Genomic DNA, 16,827 nt, shown 5'->3' with positions numbered 1-16,827 from the left:
GTCGGTCCGACCTGAATGAGCTATAGGTCAGATCATGCAGCTTGATCAACGCGGCGATTCGGCCCATTCGATTGCCATGATCGGCCAAGACCATGATTTCAGTCATCTCGACCGTTTCGGCCGTGCCGCGGCGAGCGTCTCGCGCAATCCTCGACTGGCGGTGAACATCGTTTTGGGTGCCGGCGTCCTCCTGGCCTGGCTGCTTCTCGGCGCCATGGCGATTCGCGGTGCCGAAAGCCGGGTTCCGGGCATCGATGCACCCGGCGACACGTTGCTCAGATATCTGCCGCAACTGCCGCTGCCGGATTTTCTTGAGCGCTTCTTCATCCTTTGTCTTGCACCTGCGCCGCTCGACGGGAGCATCGGCGAGCAGGCCGGAGCGCTCATCGTGATGTGGTTCCTGATGGCGGTCGCCACCATGCTGCCCTCGGCGGCGGCGATGATCCGCACCTATTGCGAGATCGCCGATACCGCGCGGATCAAGGCCGCACCGGTCGTCCATCCGCTGGTCCTGGTCGCCGGTTATCTCAGCGTGTGGTTGGCTGCGTCGGCAGCGTTCGCGGCGCTGACGCTCATCGTCCACGCCTCATCTGTGCAGATACTCGATCCGGTGGTCGGAGCGACCGGAGCAGCTGCGCTTTTGGTTGCTGGCCTTTACCAGTTCAGCGGCCTGAAGGAAGCCTGCCTGACGAAATGCAAAAGCCCGTTCTCGATCCTGTTTTCGAACTGGAGCGCGCGGCCCGGCCGGATTTTCCGGCTCGGCATGGAACAGGGCGTCTGGTGCCTCGGCTGCTGCTGGGCGCTGATGCTGGTGATGTTCGCCGTCGGTGTGATGAACGTCTTCTGGATGGCGCTGATCGGCCTGTTCACCTTGATCGAAAAACAGACGACGGGCAGGCTGCCAACCCGGATCGCCGGTGTGATACTGCTTGTCTGGGCAACCGCCCTGCTAGTAATCTCGGCATAGGGAGAGAATTCGATGGCAGATCAAGGCTGGGCAATGAAGGGAGAGCTGGTGCTCTCCTGCAATTGCACGGTTTTTTGCCCTTGCGTGCTGTCTCTCGGCAGTCATCCGCCGACCGAGGGCTATTGTCAGACCTGGGCGGGGTTCCGCATCGATGCCGGCCATTTCAGCGAGGTCGACCTGTCCGGCCTCAACCTTGGGCTGGTCATGGAAATCCCCGGTTATATGAGCCGCGGCAACTGGACCGCCGGACTGTTCATCGACAAGCGCGCCTCAGTCTACGCGGTAAAGGCGCTGACCAAGATTTTCACCGGCAAGGCTGGCGGAACCACCTCGCTGCTCTCCATCATGGTCGGAAAGTTCCTCGGCGTCGAGCAAGCGCCGATCACCTATGAGACGCGCGACAGGACGCGGATCTTCCAGATACCGAAGATTATCGACGGGGCGGTGACGCCGATCCCAGGCAAGGACCGCGACAAGGATACGCTGATCAGCAATTCGGAGTACTGGATCGCACCGGAAATCGTCGTCGCCAGGTCCGACAAGAGCAAGATGCGGGCCTTCGGCCGCAACTGGAATTTTGCCGGCCGCTCGGCCGAAATCTGCAAGCTGGACTGGCGGGGCCCGTGAGCAAAAAAACAACGGCCAGGAAAATCACGGACAGGATTCCGAGGCCAAAGAAGAAAGTCACGTGGCCGCAGGCGCGCGCGTTTTCGGTCCATCTGCTGACCGCGTCGGGCTCGTTCCTGGCGTTTCTGTCGCTGGTGGCTGCGAGCGAGCAGCGCTGGACGGCGATGTTCTGGTGGCTGGGGCTGGCGCTGTTCGTCGACGGCATCGACGGGCCGATCGCCAGGAAACTCGAAGTCAAGGAAATCCTGCCGACATGGTCGGGCGAACTCCTCGACAACATCATCGACTACGTCACCTACGTGCTGATACCGGCCTTCGCGCTTTACCAGCGCGGCTTCATGGGTGAGGGCCTGTCGTTCCTGTCGGCGGCGATCATTGTCGTTTCGAGCGCGATCTACTATGCCGACACCGGCATGAAGACCAAGGAAAATTTCTTCAAAGGGTTTCCGGTAGTCTGGAACATGGTGGTGTTCACCCTATTCGTCATCGATCCGGGACAATGGGTTTCCTTCGCCGTCGTCGTGGTGGCCGGCATTCTGACCTTTATGCCGATCAATTTCATCCACCCGGTGCGGGTGGTGCGGCTGCGCCCAATCAACCTTGGCATGACGCTGCTATGGTGCGCATTTGGAGCGCTGGCGCTGGCGCAGGCAGCTCTTGCCGCCTTCTACGACCAGATCGGCGTCTTGGGCGAGCAGGTGAGTGTCTTCACCAAGATCGGCATCACGGTCACCGGACTTTACCTCGCTTGCATCGGCGGTATCATGCAGCTCTTTCCAAATCTCGGCGCCAAGCCGGACGACAATTAAGCTTGATCCCAAGAGAGCCAGAAATGTCCAAAGCGATCCGTATCCACGCCAATGGCGGTCCGGAGGTTCTGACCTATGAGGACGCCGATCCGGGCCAACCCGGCTCGGGACAAATCCTGGTCAGGCACACGGCGATCGGCCTCAATTTCATCGACGTCTATCATCGCTCCGGCCTTTATCCGCCGCCGGGCGGTTTCCCGCTGATACCGGGCAGCGAGGCGGCCGGGGTGGTGGAGGAAGTGGGCGCGGATATCGACTGGCTGAAGCCGGGCGATCGCATCGCCTATGCCCTCACGACTGGCGCCTATGCCGAGCAGCGCGTGATCGCCGCCGACCGAGTGGTGAGGGTGCCGGACGGCATCAGCGACGAGCAGGCCGCCGCCATGATGCTGAAAGGGATGACGGCGGAGTATCTGCTGCGCCGTACCTTCAAGGTGAAGGCGGGCGACACGATCCTGTTTCACGCGGCGGCCGGGGGCGTCGGACTGATCCTCGGCCAATGGGCCAAGCACCTTGGCGCGACCGTGATCGGCACCGCCAGCTCCGCCGACAAGATCGAGCTCGCCAAGGCGCATGGCTTCGATCACGTCATCAACTACCGCGAGCAGGACTTCGTCGCCGGCGTCCTCGCCATCACCGGCGGCAAAAAGTGCGATGTCGTCTATGATTCGGTAGGCAACGACACCTTTCCGGCCTCGCTCGACTGCCTGAAGCCGCTCGGCATGTTCGCCAGCTTCGGTCAATCGTCGGGACCGGTCCCGCCGTTCAGCATGTCGTTGCTGGCGCAGAAAGGTTCGCTGTTCGCAACCCGGCCGACGCTGTTCGTCTACAATGCCAAGCGCGAAGACCTCGAGGCGTCCGCCGCCGCGTTGTTCGAAATCGTGCTCAGCGGCGCGGTCAAGATCAAGATCAACCAGCGCTACGCGCTCAAGGATGCCGGCAAGGCGCATTCCGACCTTGAAGGCCGCAGGACGACCGGGACAACCATTCTTATCCCCTGAGCCTTGCTATCGCTTAGAGCGGCGTGCGTCCACTTGGACGCACAAAAGCACGCTCTAACATTTTGAACCTACGCATCGTGCTTGCCGAAAATCGATTTCGATTTTCGGGCCAATGCGTTAGGTTTCCGCTGAAATTCTTGAAGCTCTTTCAAGACGGGTGCCGCTTTGCGATGACAGCAGGCCGCGCATACGATGCCTGCGGGAACACAGAATATATCTGGCAAACCAGATGGGAGGCACTGTGAGTGCAAATCAGGACGACGCAAACCTGCTTGAGGTCCGGGGCCTCACCAAGACGTTCGGCACGCTGACAGCCTGCGACCATATCGATCTCAACGTCGCAAAAGGCGAAATCCACGCGTTGCTCGGTGAGAACGGCGCCGGCAAGTCGACGCTCGTCAAAATGCTGTTCGGAACACTGGAGCCCAATTCGGGCAAGATTTTCTGGAACGGTCAGGCGGTCACGATCACCAATCCCGGCTTTGCGAAGAAGCTCGGCATCGGCATGGTGTTCCAGCATTTTTCGCTGTTCGAGGCGCTGACGGCGGCCGAGAACATCGCGCTGTCGCTGGACGACGGTTCGCCGATCAGCACGATTGCCGCGAAGGCAAGGGCGCTTTCCTACAGCTACGGCCTGCCGCTCGACCCGCAATCGCTGGTCGGCGACCTGTCGGTCGGCGAGCGCCAGCGTATAGAGATCATCCGCTGCCTTCTGCAGACGCCGCAGCTCATCATTCTCGACGAGCCGACTTCGGTGCTGACGCCGCAGGAAGCCGACAAGCTGTTCGCGACGCTCGAACGGTTGCGCTCGGAAGGAAAGTCCATCCTCTACATTTCGCACCGCCTGGAAGAGGTCAAGCGCATCTGCGACCGCGCAACCGTGCTGCGCCACGGCAAGGTGGTTGGCCATTGCAACCCGCGCAAGGAAACCGCGGCATCTCTGGCACGCATGATGGTCGGCAACGACGTTCAGGCGGTGGTGCGCGAACCTGCCCAGGGTATCGAGACCGCGCAGCCGCTGCTTGAAATTCGCGCACTCAGCCGCAGGCCGGCAACGCCGTTCTCGATCCCGCTCAGGAACATCAACCTGACGGTACGCGCCGGCGAAGTGATCGGCATTGCAGGCGTTGCCGGCAATGGCCAGGGCGAGTTCTTCGAATCCGTTTCCGGCGAGGTGCCGCAGCAGGATGCCGCCTCGGTGCGCATCCGCGGCAAGGATGCCGGCGGCCTCAGCATCACCGGCAGGCGGCTGATGGGCGCTGCCTTCGTGCCGGAAGAGCGGCTCGGCCACGGTGCAGCACCCCGCATGAAGCTTTCGGAAAACCTGCTTCTGTCGCGCCATGCCACCGACGGCAAGGTGTTTGTCGGCGCCGGCGGAATGGTCAAAAGCGATGCGATCTATGCCGCTGCCCAGCGCATCATCAAGTCGATGGATGTGCGCAAGAGCGCCCCGGACCCGGAGGCGGCAGCGCTTTCAGGCGGCAATCTGCAAAAGTTCATTGTTGGCCGCGAACTCGACCGTAGGCCAAGCGTCATGGTCGTCAATCAGCCGACATGGGGCGTCGACGCCGGTGCCGCCGCCCACATTCGCCAGACGCTGATCGAATTGGCGCGCAGCGGCTCAGCGGTGCTGGTCATCAGCCAGGATCTCGACGAATTGTTCGAGATATCCGACGCGATCGCGGTGATGCACAATGGCGAATTATCGAAGCCCTTGCCGATCGCTGAGGCCACGTTCGAAAAGATAGGACTGCTGATGGGCGGGGCCGAGCCCGGCCACGCCGAACACGCTCTGGAGACGTCATGATGCGCCTCGAACTCGTCAAACGGCCACAGCGCTCAATGCTGTTCTCGGCGCTGTCGCCCTTCATTGCATTCGTGTTGACGATCATCGCCGGCGCCATCCTGTTCGCGCTGCTTGGCGTCAATCCTTTGAAGGCGTTCCAAATTTATTTCCTAGAGCCGGTCAGTCAGGTCTGGCAGCTGCATGAGCTGGCGATCAAGGCGGCACCGCTCATCCTGATCGGGGTCGGCCTGTCGGTCTGCTACAGAGCCAACATCTGGAACATCGGCGCGGAAGGCCAATTCATCCTGGGCGGCATCGTCGGCTCGAGCATTCCGGTGCTGTTTCCGCAGTTCGAAGGGCCGCTGGTGCTGCCGCTGATGCTGCTGTTCGGCATGGTCGGCGGTGCCGCCTACGCAGCCATTCCCGCCTTGCTCAAGACGCGTTTCAACACCAACGAGATCCTGACCAGCCTGATGCTGGTTTATGTCGCGCAGCTGTTCCTCGACTGGCTGGTGCGTGGTCCCTGGCGCGATCCGAAGGGTTTCAATTTCCCGCAGACGATACAGTTCAACGATTCGGCCATTCTCCCCGAACTGATGCCGGCCTCCGGCCGAGCCAATTGGGGTTTCGTGTTCGCGCTGGTCGCGGCGGTGCTGGTCTGGATCCTGATGAGCCGCATGCTGAAAGGCTTTGAGGTCCGCGTGCTCGGCTCAAGCCCCAGGGCAGGGCGCTTCGCCGGCTTCGGGATCAACCGAATGGTGTTCTTCGCCTTCATGCTGTCGGGTGCACTCGCCGGACTTGCCGGCATCTCGGAGGTCTCCGGCGCCATCGGCCAGCTGCAGCCGGTGATTTCGCCCGGCTACGGCTTTGCCGCCATCATCGTGGCGTTCCTCGGCCGGCTCAATCCGCTCGGCATCGTCGCTGCGGGCCTGGTGCTGGCACTGACCTATCTCGGCGGCGAGGCGGTGCAAAGCGCGCTCGGCATCTCCGACAAGGTGGCGCGCGTGTTCCAGGGCATGCTCCTGTTCTTCGTGCTCGGCTGCGACACGCTCATTCACTACCGCATTCGTCTGATCGGCTTTGCCGCGCCGAAGCTTGAATCCGCGCCGAAGCTGGAGGAGGCCCGCTGATGGACATCACCGTCAACATTCTTTTGACCATCGCAACCGCGGCGACGCCTTTGCTGATCGCGGCGATCGGCGAGCTGGTGGTCGAGCGTTCCGGCGTGCTCAATCTCGGTGTCGAAGGGATGATGATCATGGGGGCGGTCGGCGGTTTCGGCGCCGGCTATCTCACCGGATCGCCGTGGATCGGGTTGTTGGCGGCGATCGCCTTGGGTGCGGTGTTTTCGCTGCTGTTCGCCGTCATGACGCTGTCGCTGGCCACCAACCAGGTGGCGACCGGCCTGTCGCTGACGTTGCTCGGCCTCGGGCTTTCCGGCATGATGGGCACTAGCTTTGTCGGCCAGCCCGGCGCGAGGCTGCCAAACCTCGACATTCCCGGCCTGACAGCGATCCCCGTCATCGGCAGGTTGTTATTCGGCCAGGACCCGATCTTCTACATCTCGATTGCATTGACCGCCGCCGTCATGTGGTTCCTGTTCAGGACCCGCACCGGACTCACGCTGCGCTCGATCGGCGACAGTCACACATCGGCCCATGCCCTTGGCATCCAGGTCATCCGCTACCGCTACCTGGCAGTGATCTTCGGCGGCGCCTGTGCAGGCCTTGCCGGGGGCCACCTGTCGCTGGTCTATACGCCGCAATGGGTGGAGAACATGACCGCCGGGCGCGGCTGGATCGCGCTGGCGCTGGTCGTGTTCGCGTCATGGCGGCCATGGCGGGTGCTGGCTGGCGCCTATATCTTCGGCGCGGTATGGATCGGCCAGCTTCATGCACAGGCTTTTGGTATTCCGGTTCCCTCGCAACTGCTTTCTTCATTGCCCTATCTGGCAACCATCGTGGTTCTCGTTCTAATCTCGCGTAACAAGCGTTTGACGATGATGAACACACCGGCTTCCTTGGGGCAGCCATTCGTTCCGGATCGTTGACAATAAAAACAAACGGGAAGCTCCAAGGCTTAACTCAGAGAGGTAACACGATGAAAAAACTGCTTATTGCGCTGGTAGCCACGGCGGCAGCATTGTCGGCGGCGGCGACCGCCGAAGCGCAGGAAAAGCTGAAAGCCTGTTGGGTCTATACCGGCCCGATCGGCGATTTCGGCTATTCGTACCAGCATGACCAGGGCCGCCTGGATGTAGAGAAGGCACTCGGCGACAAGGTCGAGACCGCTTATCTGGAGAACGTCTCCGAGGGTCCCGATGCCGATCGTGCCTTCGAGCGCCTGGCGCGCGAAGGATGCAAGATCATTTTCGGCACGTCCTTCGGCTTCATGGACCCCGAAGTGAAGGTCGCCAAGAAGTTCCCCGACGTGATGTTCGAACACGCGACCGGCTACAAGACGGCCGAAAATCTCGGCATCTACAACGCACGTTTCTACGAAGGCCGCTACATCCTCGGCCAGATCGCCGCCAAGCAATCGAAGTCGGGCGTCGCCGGCTACATCGTTTCGTTCCCGATTCCCGAAGTGGTGATGGGCATCAATTCCTTCATGCTCGGCGCGCAATCGATCAAGCCAGATTTCAAGGCGAAGATCGTCTGGGTCAATTCATGGTTCGATCCGGGCAAGGAAGCCGATGCCGCCAAGGCTCTGTTCGACCAGGGTGCCGACATCATCGTCCAGCACACCGACTCGACCGCTCCCCTGCAAGTCGCCGAAGAGCGCGGACTGCAGGGCTTCGGCCAGTCTTCGGACATGATCAAGTTCGCTCCCAAGGCACAGTTGACCTCGATCGTCGATGATTGGGGCCCGTATTATATCGGCCGGGTGAAGGCTGCACTCGACGGTACCTGGAAGCCTGGCAATGTCTGGCTGGGCATCAAGGACGGCGCCGTTAAGATGGCCCCTTACACCAACATGCCCGATGACGTGAAGGCGATGGCGGAAGCCACCGAGAAGAAGATCGTCGAAGGATGGAACCCGTTCACCGGGCCGATTGCCAAGCAGGACGGCACGCCGTGGCTGAAGGAAGGCGAAGTCGCCGGCGACGCTACGCTGCTCGGCATGAACTTCTACGTCAAGGGCGTCGACGACAAGCTGCCGCAGTAAGCGCAGACGGGGGCCAATCATGAGAAGGAAGGGCGCCGCATGGCGCCCTTTTCGCTTAGCGCATGACCCCGAAATCGGGGTCGATTTCGGAAAGGATCATGCGCAAAATCAAAGCGCTACAGCGTTCTTTGCGCGTCCAAAATGACGCGTGGTGCAGTAGAGATACGATCAGACCGCCGAACCGTAGAGATCGTAGGCGTCGGCACGGTCGATCTTGACGGTGACGATGTCGCCGGCCCGCAACGGACGCCGCGACTGGATATTCACCGAGCCGTCGATTTCGGGTGCGTCGTATTTGGTGCGGCCTTTCGCCGAGGTACCATGCGCCTCGTCGATCAGGACGGGCAGGCGCTTGCCGACCTTCCTTGCGAGCTGCGTCACCGAGATCTTCTGCTGGCGCTGCATGAAGCGGTGCCAGCGCGCTTCCTTGATCTCCTGCGGTACCTGTTCGAGGCCGAGATCATTGGAGCGGGCGCCCCTGACCGGCTCGTATTTGAAACAGCCGGCGCGATCGATCTTGGCTTCCTCCAGCCAGTCGAGCAGCATCTCGAAATCGTCGTCCGTCTCGCCGGGGAAGCCGACGATGAAGGTGGAGCGGATCGCCAGATCCGGACAGATTTCGCGCCAGCCGCGAATGCGGTCGAGCGTCTTTTCGCCATGGGCGGGCCGGCGCATGTTCTTCAGCACCTGCGGCGAGGCGTGTTGGAACGGGATGTCCAGATAGGGAAGGATCTTTCCTTCGGCCATCAGCGGGATGACATCGGCGACATGCGGGTAGGGGTAGACATAGTGCATGCGTACCCAAACGCCGAGCTTGCCGAGTTCCTCCGACAGATCGAGGAATTTCGCCCGCACTTCGCGATCGCCGAACATGCTGGTCTGGTATTTGATGTCGATGCCGTAGGCGCTGGTGTCCTGCGAAATGACCAGTATCTCCTTAACGCCGGCCTTGGCCAGTTTCTCGGCTTCGCGCAAAACGTCGGCCGCCGGCCGCGAGACGAGGTCGCCGCGCAGCGCTGGGATGATGCAGAAGGTGCAGCGGTTGTTACAGCCTTCCGAAATCTTGAGATAGGCATAGTGGCGCGGCGTGAGCTTGACCCCTTGCGGCGGCAACAGGTCGACATAGGGATCGTGGCTCGGGGGCGCGCCCTCATGCACTGCAGCCATCACGCTCTCGTATGCCTGCGGACCGGTGATGGCGAGAACGTTGGGGTGCTTCTCGCGGATGACGTCAGGTTCGGCGCCGAGACAGCCGGTGACGATGACCCTGCCGTTCTGCGAAAGGGCGGAGCCGATGGCGTTGAGCGATTCATCGCGAGCCGAATCAAGAAAGCCGCAGGTGTTGACGACGACCAGATCGGCGCCGTCATGCTTGCGCGCGATCTCGTAGCCTTCGGCGCGAAGGCGCGTGATGATGCGCTCTGAATCCACGAGGGCTTTTGGGCATCCAAGGCTGACGAAACTGACGCGAGGGGCAGACATGTGCGGTTTCCAATGGACGCGGGCCGGAAACCCTAAGGCCCGGCCCGGAAGTCTCGATACATGTTGGTCTTTTGAACTTTCGCAGAAGCTCAATTGCACGGCGCAATAGCATAGTTCCGCAATCAAGCAAACCGAGGAATGGCTTGGCGCCGCTCGGCGTGCCTGCACTGCCAAGGGTCAGGTTCAATGACCGCCCGGTCCGAACCAGGGCGCCAGGAATGCAAACTGTTCGGGGAACTGCTGCACGGCACCATCCAGAAGCATCTTCACGGCGACGTAGAGAATGATCACGAGGCCGATATAAGCAATCCAGCGGTACTTATGCAGGAGGCGTGCGACAAACGAAGCGGCGAAGCCCATCAGCGCAATCGACAGCGCCAAGCCGATGATCAGGACCGTCGGATGGTCCATCGCCGCGCCTGCGACTGCAAGGACGTTGTCGAGAGACATCGAAACGTCGGCAATGACGATCTGCCAGGCTGCCTGAGCGAAGGTCTTGCGCGGTCCCTTGCCGCCAATCGTCCCGCTTTTGTCGTAATCGACATTCGACAGCGATTCCGTCGCGTCATGTTCCTGCTCGTGGCTGACACGCAACTCGCGCCACATCTTCCAGCACACCCAAAGCAGCAGCAGGCCGCCGGCTATGAGGAGGATGGGGCCGATGGTGAGGAGCCACTGGGTGATCAGAGCGAAGAAGATGCGAAGCAAGGTGGCCGCCGCAATGCCGACGAGAATCGCCTTCTTGCGCTGGTCCGACGGCAGGCCTGCCGCGGCAAGGCCGATGACGATGGCATTGTCGCCGGCAAGCACAAGGTCGATGGCGATGACCTGGAGCAGGGCCGACAGGCCAGCGGCGGTAAAAATTTCCATCAGCTGGAATTTCCTTGCTTAGTCGCCGAGGTTCACGTGGAGTGCCCGGACGCCCTAACGTGTATGGTTCCCGCGCGTCAAGAGACCGCTTGAGGACAAGGCCGGCAAACCGCCTGATCGGGGGTAGAAATCGCCGAGAGCCGCAATAGATTTCGGGGACCGAAGAGTACGACGCCTTAGAAAGTGTTCCTCACAGGAGAGGCTCGTGACGTCTGACGACAACACACCCGTCCTTTCCGGGGCGCCCATCCTTTCTGGAGCAATCGGGGAGTACCGCGAGTTCGATCCTCCGGCCGCACTCGATGGGCATTTCCAGTGTGTCTGGTCCAATACATTGCGCCCGGACGCGGGGAACTTATCGGCCGTGGTCCCCGACGGCTGCGTCGACATCACCTGGATCGACGGCGATCTGGCTGTAGCGGGCCCCGACGTGGCCGTTGCCCTCTCTGCGCTGACACCTGGCTCTACCGTGATCGGTACCCGCTTCCGACCGGGTGCGGCAAGCCGGTGGCTCGGCCTGCCGATGTCGGAGATCGTTGGCGGCCGGTTGGCGCTCAGCCACTTCTGGGGAGCGCTGGCGCGCGAAATCGCCCAGAGAATTGGCGATGCATCCTCCACGACGGAGCGGATGCGGGCGATGCAAGCGGCACTCTCTAGGCTTGCGCCCGATGTCGAGCCGCCGCCTGCGGACATGGGATTTGCCTTCAACGCGCTGAAAACGGAATCGGCCGGTCCGGGCATGGCGGTGATCCTCGACCGGCTCGACGTCAGCCCGCGAACGCTTCGCCGCCGCTGCCAAGAGGCTTTCGGTTATGGTCCAAAGACGCTCGACCGCATTCTCCGCTTCCAGCGGTTTCTGAACCTGGCGCGGCAGTCCGCCGAGCCGCGCCTAGCCGATCTTGCGTTCGAGGCGGGTTATTCCGACCAGGCGCATCTGACGCGCGAGGTGCGGCGCCTGTCGGGCTTCTCGCCCGCGACGGTTCTGCGACAGCTCGGCGCCTGAACTGGCCGTTTCGTTCAATACGCCACAGCCAGCTCCGTCTAGTCTGCCTTCGTTGAAAGGAGGCAGATATGACCGTCTACAAATCCCGCATCATCACCGTGCCCATCGACCGGGACTGGCGCGAAGTCTATGACTTCGCCTCCATCCCGGAGAATTTCCAGCGCTGGGCGGCAGGCCTCGGCCGGCACTTCGAAAGATCGGGCGAGGAATGGACGGCTGAGGACCCCGACGGCCGCCTCATCCGCATCCGCTTCTCCCGGCCCAATGAATTCGGTGTCCTCGATCACATCGTCTTTGCCGAGGACAAGGAAACCCGCAATGCGGTGCGCGTGGTTCCCAACGGGACCGGCGCGGAGGTCATGTTCGTGCTCTTGAGGACGCCGGAGATGACGGAGGAGATATTCGCTGCCGACGCCGAGGCCGTGCAGCGCGACCTCAATACCCTGAAGGCAATGCTCGAACGCTGAGCCTTCCAAAGACCACGAAAGGAGAAGATCATGGCCAAATCCAGCAACGACAAGCGCATCGACTATGTCGAGTTTTCCGTTGGCGATATCGCGCGCTCGCGCGACTTCTACGGCAAGGCCTTCGGCTGGTCTTTTAAGGACTATGGGCCGAGCTATTGCGAGTTCAACGACGGCCGCCTGACTGGCGGCTTCGCCCTCGGCGGCCAGGGCAAGGCGGCAGGCGGGCCGCTGGTGATCCTCTACGCCGACCAGCTCGACGAGACCCAGCGCCACGTCGAGGAGGCCGGCGGGAAGATCGTCAAGCCCGCCTATTCCTTCCCGGGCGGCCGCCGCTTCCACTTCTCCGATCCGGACGGCTACGAACTGGCAGTGTGGTCGGAGAAGTGAGGAAGCGGAAAGGGGCGCCGAGCCGAGCCGACGCCTCTTTCGAATGGGTTGGACGCCCACCAAGGATCCGATTGTACGGCTTGGTTGTCGCTGCGCTACCTCCTCAAAGGTGCCGGCGCTGCTGTTTAAGCGATGTAACAATTATTGTCCGATGGCGTAGGACCCGCATCGTATAAGGCTGGCCTGAGGACCATCGCATACCGCACCGCGCATGACGGAACCGACACGAACGACAATACGGCAAAGACTGTATGCTTTTTTGATCGCTGGCCTGGGCGGGCTGGCCGCATCGGCAATCTCGTTTTCGATGACGCTCTACGAAGCTGCCCATCCGCCAAAGGTGCCTGTCGTGCAAGCAGGCCAGCAGATCGATACCGGTCGCTGGTTTGTAACTTTGCGAAGGGCACGTGTCGGAACAGTGCCGCCAGCGGCCGGTATATGTCGCCAATCGTCGTGGTCATCGCGTCGGGTGGGCTTTCGTGCTCCGGTGCTGGACTTTCGCCAGACGGTCCTCCTCTATTCCTGGAGGTCGTTGTAATCAAACTCACACCACTTCGGGTTGAATTTGATCGCAGGTAACGCAAGTTTCCCTCATCCGCCCTTTTCCGGACTTGACCCGACAGACGCTGACCCAAAACGTGTGGACCAAGATTCGGAGGTTCCAGCTTTGGAGAATAGCCAAGAGACTCTCTTTGCCAAAACGGCAGCACCTTGATTGAGAGTCCGTTTTAAAAGTCATTGGTTCCTCGCAATCCTGCGCACGAGCAGCATGACTGAGGCGGCATACAGAAAGGTTGCGGCGGAATTGATGGTTGCTTTAAAGTCCTTTGCCAGCCTGCGATTACGGTCAATCCATGCAAAGAAGCGTTCGACGGCACGGCACCAAAGCACCCGATCTGTCAGACATGAGCTATGACCGAAAATGAGTGATGGGCATGGTGAGCAACTTTCAAAACGGGCTCTTAACCGCAAAGCAGCGTTGAGTTATCGCAACGCCCCTTGCGCGGCCAATAGCTTGTGCCTTTCGAAGATCGCTAGCTTCTGCGGATAAGTGATCCGCACCTTGGCGTTGCACCCGTCGCATCTGAAGTGCGCGATCGTTCTTAGCGCAGAGCCCTTCCTTACCGCCGGATGCGAGCAATCCGGACAATCGAATGTGAGGGCAACATCAGACAGGTCTTCGGCTAAACCCATTTCCATCCCCTTCGCAGGCGCTGTGGCTACACTCTGGCGAGACTCAATGGGCAATTACGATGCCAATCCGGCTGTGCCAAAGCGGGACTAGAACTATCGCCTCGGAACGCCGCCAAACTGGTGCGCTTTCTCTGCGCCCTTTGCGCGACAAAGAGACCGGACTGCCTCCAGAAATTCGCGCTCACTGGTAGTAATGTTCGGAAGATTGCGACAATCGTCACCGCCAAGGCTCGGCATCCCGGCTTAAAGGGTCGATGTGTTCATCTGCGCAAACCTGATCAAACACGCGCTCACGTGAGGGCTGAGGCGGGTGCGATTGAAACGCCGGCGCGGCATTTGCGAGCCTTCGGTGCCCGTTGCCCGTGCAAAAGAAGCGGGCCTTCGCAAGAAAAGTGAGTCGTGGTCCCTGGCTCGTAATCCCGTGCCTTCGTTGTTCGTCCGATATCTCACTTACCCTCTCGCAGCGCCCTCTCGGCTTTTGTCAGGGCTGACCGATCATTGCCGTTCTTTTTGATCAGCCTGCTGACCTGGCTTGGCGAGATGCCATTCTCCCGCGCAAAATATTCTACCTCGTAATACTCGTCGACCGACAAACGATTCTGGTTGTCTTCCATTTTCGTCTTCCTACCAGGGTTCAAGCGAACGGTACGTTGAAAGGACCATAGCAACGACTGCCTGCAGCCGCGGTTCCAAGGGGCGATACGTCCTTGCCTGTTTTGCGAACAGATAAGACTTAGGGTCCGGTGGAGGATCGGACCGAATCCCCTGCTGTGGAAGCGTGTCCAGGAACAGGCCGGGCCGCCGCCAGAGGCCATGAAGAAACGGCCGGCGACGCAGCGGGTCGGGCCTGGTGTAAAGCTGCGCATCAAGCATCTGCGCGGCGACCACAGCAAATACGCCATGCTTCGCTGCTGGGTTTCAGTGACGAAAGCTAGGCCAACCAAAAAGGGGCGACTGGCTAAAATCTGTGCGAGCGCGTACAGTATGAGATCGCCAGCCACGCACAATGGGCGCTGACGCTTGGGAGCGAGCATCGCACTCCTGCCCCAAACGTAAGGCATTGTCCGATGGCAGAAGAAGCAGGGCGGGTCCGCCCGACAGATGACTATGTGCGCTCACTTGCGCAGCAGTCAGGTGCAACTGAGCAGCAAATACGGGACATTGCATCGCTGATCGGGCTTGATCGTGCCTCGATCCTGAGAGAGGCGCGTCTCTTGCGCCGTGATCTAGGGCCGAAGCTGTAAGAGCTCTCCCTGCGGCCGATTATCAGCACCAAGATCAGCCGGCCGGCGCGGATCATTGCGCGCGCGATCGCAAGCTGCGCCTCGACCACCCCACGAAGTCAGAGTGACGTGCAGCGAGACGTCTCAAGGGAACCTTTCCGGCGTTGTGCGCTTGTTGAGCATGCGTTTCACACCCCGTGAACGCCAACAAAAAAACGCTGGAACCAAAAGGAAATCCGCCATGGCGAAAGAAAAGACATTGGACGATCTCTTCCTCGATACGCTCAAAGATATCTATTACGCGGAAAAGAAGATCCTGAAGGCGCTTCCCAAGATGGCGCGCGCCGCCTCATCGGCCGATCTGAAGGCAGCCTTCGAGAAGCACAAGGACGAAACCGACGGTCATGTCGAGCGCCTGCAGCAGGTTTTCGAGCTCCTTGGTAAGCGAGCACAGGGCAAGACGTGTCCCGCGATCGACGGCATCATCGAGGAGGGCGAGGAGATTATAGAGGAGTTCAAGGGAACTCCCGCATTGGACGCCGGTCTGATCTCCGCTGCCCAGGCTGTCGAGCACTACGAGATCACCCGCTATGGCACGCTGAAGCGCTGGGCCGAGGTCTTGGGCATGAGCGACGCCGCCAAGCTGCTCGAACAGACGCTCGGCGAAGAGTCTATGACAGACGAGGTGCTCACCGGATTGGCGGACGCCTCGGCCAACGAAATGGCCAAGGCCGCTTGAATTCCAGCCGCCCCCAACTGTGTTGGGGTGGCTGTTTTACCCCAACATCCGTCTTTCGCTAGGAGACAATCATGGGTCGTGGCCTTCTACTCTGGCTGCTCGGAGTTCCCATTCCGATCATCATCCTTCTCGCGCTGTTCATGCGGTAGGAGGAATCCATGGCTTCATCCATCCTGGCGACCGACGTCGCCGCGCCGGTCGAGTCCTCGTCATCCGCAGTCAACTGGGACCGATCATCGCCGGCGCCTTCGCTGCCTCGACTCTGACGTTCATCCTGATGCTTCTCGGGTCCGGCCTCGGGCTCACGATGGTGTCTCCATGGTCCAACGAAAGCGCCAGCGTCACCACCTTCGCTGTGTCGTGCAATGGTTGTCATCCGGGCTCGGGGGTTACCTGACTGGGCGCCTTCGCACCAAATGGGTCGGCATTCATACGGACGAGACGTTCTTCCGGGATACCGCGCACGGATTCATGGCCTCGGCGCTGGCGACGCTTCTGGTCGTGTTCGTGTTCGGTTCGGCTGGCAATCGGCACCGGCGTCAAGGCGGCCTCGACAGTGGCCTCGGGAGCAGCAATGGGTGCCTCGGCAGGGGCGACCGCAAACGCCGGGAACGACGGAGGCAGCGACGCGACTTCGTATTTCCTCGATGCGCTGTTCCGCCCGCCCGATCCTTCCAGGCTGGCGGCGCCGGGCGCGGAGGGCGATGCGACAGCAGCCGCACAAGCCTCCCGCATCCTCTTTACGAGTGCGGGGCCGGCGAAGTCTCGGCCGACGACAAGACTTATCTGGGCCAACTCGTGGCCGCTCGCACTGGCCTGTCGCAAGCGGATGCTACTGCCCGGGTTGATGCGGTGCTTGCTCAGGTCGAGGCGGCCAAAGTCCAAGCACCAGCAGCCGACACAGCTAAAAAAGCTGGCGCCATCTTCGCGCTGGTTGGCGCGCTGTCTCTCATCATCGGTGCGTTCATCGCCAGCGCAGCAGCAGCGTTAGGCGGCAAGCAGCGCGACGACGAAGAAGACGCGCGCTCTATCTCACGGCAAGTCGAGGCTGAAGACGTCTACTCCCGGCCGATTCAGAGGGTCGGCCGGACTCCATCTCCCGCC

15 protein-coding genes and 2 pseudogenes are annotated in these 16,827 nt (G+C 61.1%); 13 read left to right on the top strand and 4 right to left on the bottom strand.

What is annotated here, in order from left to right; genetic code table 11:
* The first annotated feature begins 34 nt into the window (after positions 1 to 34).
* The 8 genes from NKH12_RS01500 to NKH12_RS01465 all read left to right on the top strand — a co-directional run bounded on the left by NKH12_RS01500 (position 35) and on the right by NKH12_RS01465 (position 8,358).
* Positions 35 to 967, top strand: a complete 933-nt coding sequence (locus NKH12_RS01500; protein WP_352951556.1) for a DUF2182 domain-containing protein — start codon at positions 35 to 37, stop codon at positions 965 to 967.
* Between the two features lie 12 nt (positions 968 to 979).
* Positions 980 to 1,594, top strand: coding sequence for a DUF1326 domain-containing protein (locus tag NKH12_RS01495; RefSeq protein WP_352951555.1), 615 nt, complete (start codon positions 980 to 982; stop codon positions 1,592 to 1,594).
* Between the two features lie 35 nt (positions 1,595 to 1,629).
* Positions 1,630 to 2,403 (top strand): phosphatidylcholine synthase, encoded by a 774-nt coding sequence (pcsA, locus tag NKH12_RS01490; protein WP_502910724.1) that lies wholly within the window; start codon positions 1,630 to 1,632, stop codon positions 2,401 to 2,403.
* Between the two features lie 23 nt (positions 2,404 to 2,426).
* Positions 2,427 to 3,404, top strand: coding sequence for a quinone oxidoreductase family protein (locus tag NKH12_RS01485; RefSeq protein ID WP_352951553.1), 978 nt, complete (start codon positions 2,427 to 2,429; stop codon positions 3,402 to 3,404).
* 229 nt (positions 3,405 to 3,633) lie between these two features.
* A complete protein-coding gene (locus NKH12_RS01480; RefSeq protein ID WP_352951552.1) occupies positions 3,634 to 5,211 on the top strand; it encodes an ABC transporter ATP-binding protein in 1,578 nt (525 codons plus the stop codon).
* Positions 5,208 to 6,320 (top strand): ABC transporter permease, encoded by a 1,113-nt coding sequence (locus NKH12_RS01475; RefSeq protein WP_065010037.1) that lies wholly within the window; start codon positions 5,208 to 5,210, stop codon positions 6,318 to 6,320. Before NKH12_RS01480 ends, NKH12_RS01475 begins: the two co-directional genes overlap by 4 nt.
* Entirely contained in the window at positions 6,320 to 7,240 is a 921-nt protein-coding gene (locus tag NKH12_RS01470; RefSeq protein ID WP_352951551.1) for an ABC transporter permease, read from the top strand. Before NKH12_RS01475 ends, NKH12_RS01470 begins: the two co-directional genes overlap by 1 nt.
* A 50-nt stretch (positions 7,241 to 7,290) precedes the next feature.
* Entirely contained in the window at positions 7,291 to 8,358 is a 1,068-nt protein-coding gene (locus NKH12_RS01465) for a BMP family ABC transporter substrate-binding protein (protein WP_352951550.1), read from the top strand.
* A 168-nt stretch (positions 8,359 to 8,526) separates the two neighbouring features.
* Here NKH12_RS01465 and rimO read toward each other — a convergent pair whose 3' ends face one another.
* Together rimO and NKH12_RS01455 are read right to left on the bottom strand one after the other, a co-directional pair.
* Complete coding sequence (gene rimO, locus NKH12_RS01460; protein WP_352951549.1) at positions 8,527 to 9,840, bottom strand: 30S ribosomal protein S12 methylthiotransferase RimO; 1,314 nt, start codon at positions 9,838 to 9,840, stop codon at positions 8,527 to 8,529.
* Positions 9,841 to 10,023: 183 nt separating this feature from the next.
* The gene (locus tag NKH12_RS01455) at positions 10,024 to 10,710 is read right to left on the bottom strand and encodes a TerC family protein (RefSeq protein WP_352951548.1); all 687 of its coding nucleotides are present in this window, start codon (positions 10,708 to 10,710) and stop codon (positions 10,024 to 10,026) included.
* A gap of 205 nt (positions 10,711 to 10,915) precedes the next feature.
* Here NKH12_RS01455 and NKH12_RS01450 point away from each other — a divergent pair, with 205 nt between their 5' ends.
* The 3 genes from NKH12_RS01450 (at position 10,916) to NKH12_RS01440 (ending at position 12,567) form a co-directional block, all read left to right on the top strand.
* Positions 10,916 to 11,713, top strand: coding sequence for a helix-turn-helix domain-containing protein (locus NKH12_RS01450; RefSeq protein WP_352951547.1), 798 nt, complete (start codon positions 10,916 to 10,918; stop codon positions 11,711 to 11,713).
* 68 nt (positions 11,714 to 11,781) lie between these two features.
* Entirely contained in the window at positions 11,782 to 12,180 is a 399-nt protein-coding gene (locus NKH12_RS01445) for an SRPBCC family protein (RefSeq protein ID WP_352951546.1), read from the top strand.
* A gap of 30 nt (positions 12,181 to 12,210) precedes the next feature.
* Positions 12,211 to 12,567: a VOC family protein gene (locus tag NKH12_RS01440; RefSeq protein WP_352951545.1), complete on the top strand. Its 357-nt coding sequence runs from the start codon at positions 12,211 to 12,213 to the stop codon at positions 12,565 to 12,567.
* Positions 12,568 to 13,302: 735 nt separating this feature from the next.
* Here NKH12_RS01440 and NKH12_RS01435 read toward each other — a convergent pair.
* Both NKH12_RS01435 and NKH12_RS01430 read right to left on the bottom strand, forming a co-directional pair.
* A pseudogene (locus NKH12_RS01435) lies at positions 13,303 to 13,440 on the bottom strand (IS5/IS1182 family transposase); the annotation flags it as partial.
* 767 nt (positions 13,441 to 14,207) lie between these two features.
* Positions 14,208 to 14,375, bottom strand: a complete 168-nt coding sequence (locus tag NKH12_RS01430; RefSeq protein ID WP_352951544.1) for a DUF3606 domain-containing protein — start codon at positions 14,373 to 14,375, stop codon at positions 14,208 to 14,210.
* Between the two features lie 850 nt (positions 14,376 to 15,225).
* On the opposite strand from NKH12_RS01430, the gene NKH12_RS01425 reads away from it, so the two are divergent.
* On the top strand, positions 15,226 to 15,723 hold the full coding sequence (locus NKH12_RS01425) for a YciE/YciF ferroxidase family protein (RefSeq protein ID WP_352951543.1): 498 nt from the start codon (positions 15,226 to 15,228) through the stop codon (positions 15,721 to 15,723).
* Positions 15,724 to 15,881: 158 nt separating this feature from the next.
* A pseudogene (locus NKH12_RS01420) lies at positions 15,882 to 16,743 on the top strand (hypothetical protein); the annotation flags it as partial.
* Between the last annotated feature and the right edge of the window lie 84 nt (positions 16,744 to 16,827).

This window comes from Mesorhizobium sp. M1322 (assembly GCF_040318085.1).
Lineage (GTDB): Bacteria > Pseudomonadota > Alphaproteobacteria > Rhizobiales > Rhizobiaceae > Mesorhizobium.
Note: the sequence above shows the minus strand (reverse complement) of the source record. Positions and strands in the feature narration are given on the sequence as shown.

Coding starts and splice junctions, on each gene's coding strand:
- NKH12_RS01500 (WP_352951556.1), top strand. CDS start 35: ATGCAGCTTGATCAACGCGGCGATTCGGCCCATTCGATTGCCATGATC.
- NKH12_RS01495 (WP_352951555.1), top strand. CDS start 980: ATGGCAGATCAAGGCTGGGCAATGAAGGGAGAGCTGGTGCTCTCCTGC.
- NKH12_RS01485 (WP_352951553.1), top strand. CDS start 2,427: ATGTCCAAAGCGATCCGTATCCACGCCAATGGCGGTCCGGAGGTTCTG.
- NKH12_RS01480 (WP_352951552.1), top strand. CDS start 3,634: ATGGGAGGCACTGTGAGTGCAAATCAGGACGACGCAAACCTGCTTGAG.
- NKH12_RS01475 (WP_065010037.1), top strand. CDS start 5,208: ATGATGCGCCTCGAACTCGTCAAACGGCCACAGCGCTCAATGCTGTTC.
- NKH12_RS01470 (WP_352951551.1), top strand. CDS start 6,320: ATGGACATCACCGTCAACATTCTTTTGACCATCGCAACCGCGGCGACG.
- NKH12_RS01465 (WP_352951550.1), top strand. CDS start 7,291: ATGAAAAAACTGCTTATTGCGCTGGTAGCCACGGCGGCAGCATTGTCG.
- rimO (WP_352951549.1), bottom strand. CDS start 9,840: ATGTCTGCCCCTCGCGTCAGTTTCGTCAGCCTTGGATGCCCAAAAGCC.
- NKH12_RS01455 (WP_352951548.1), bottom strand. CDS start 10,710: ATGGAAATTTTTACCGCCGCTGGCCTGTCGGCCCTGCTCCAGGTCATC.
- NKH12_RS01445 (WP_352951546.1), top strand. CDS start 11,782: ATGACCGTCTACAAATCCCGCATCATCACCGTGCCCATCGACCGGGAC.
- NKH12_RS01440 (WP_352951545.1), top strand. CDS start 12,211: ATGGCCAAATCCAGCAACGACAAGCGCATCGACTATGTCGAGTTTTCC.
- NKH12_RS01430 (WP_352951544.1), bottom strand. CDS start 14,375: ATGGAAGACAACCAGAATCGTTTGTCGGTCGACGAGTATTACGAGGTA.
- NKH12_RS01425 (WP_352951543.1), top strand. CDS start 15,226: ATGGCGAAAGAAAAGACATTGGACGATCTCTTCCTCGATACGCTCAAA.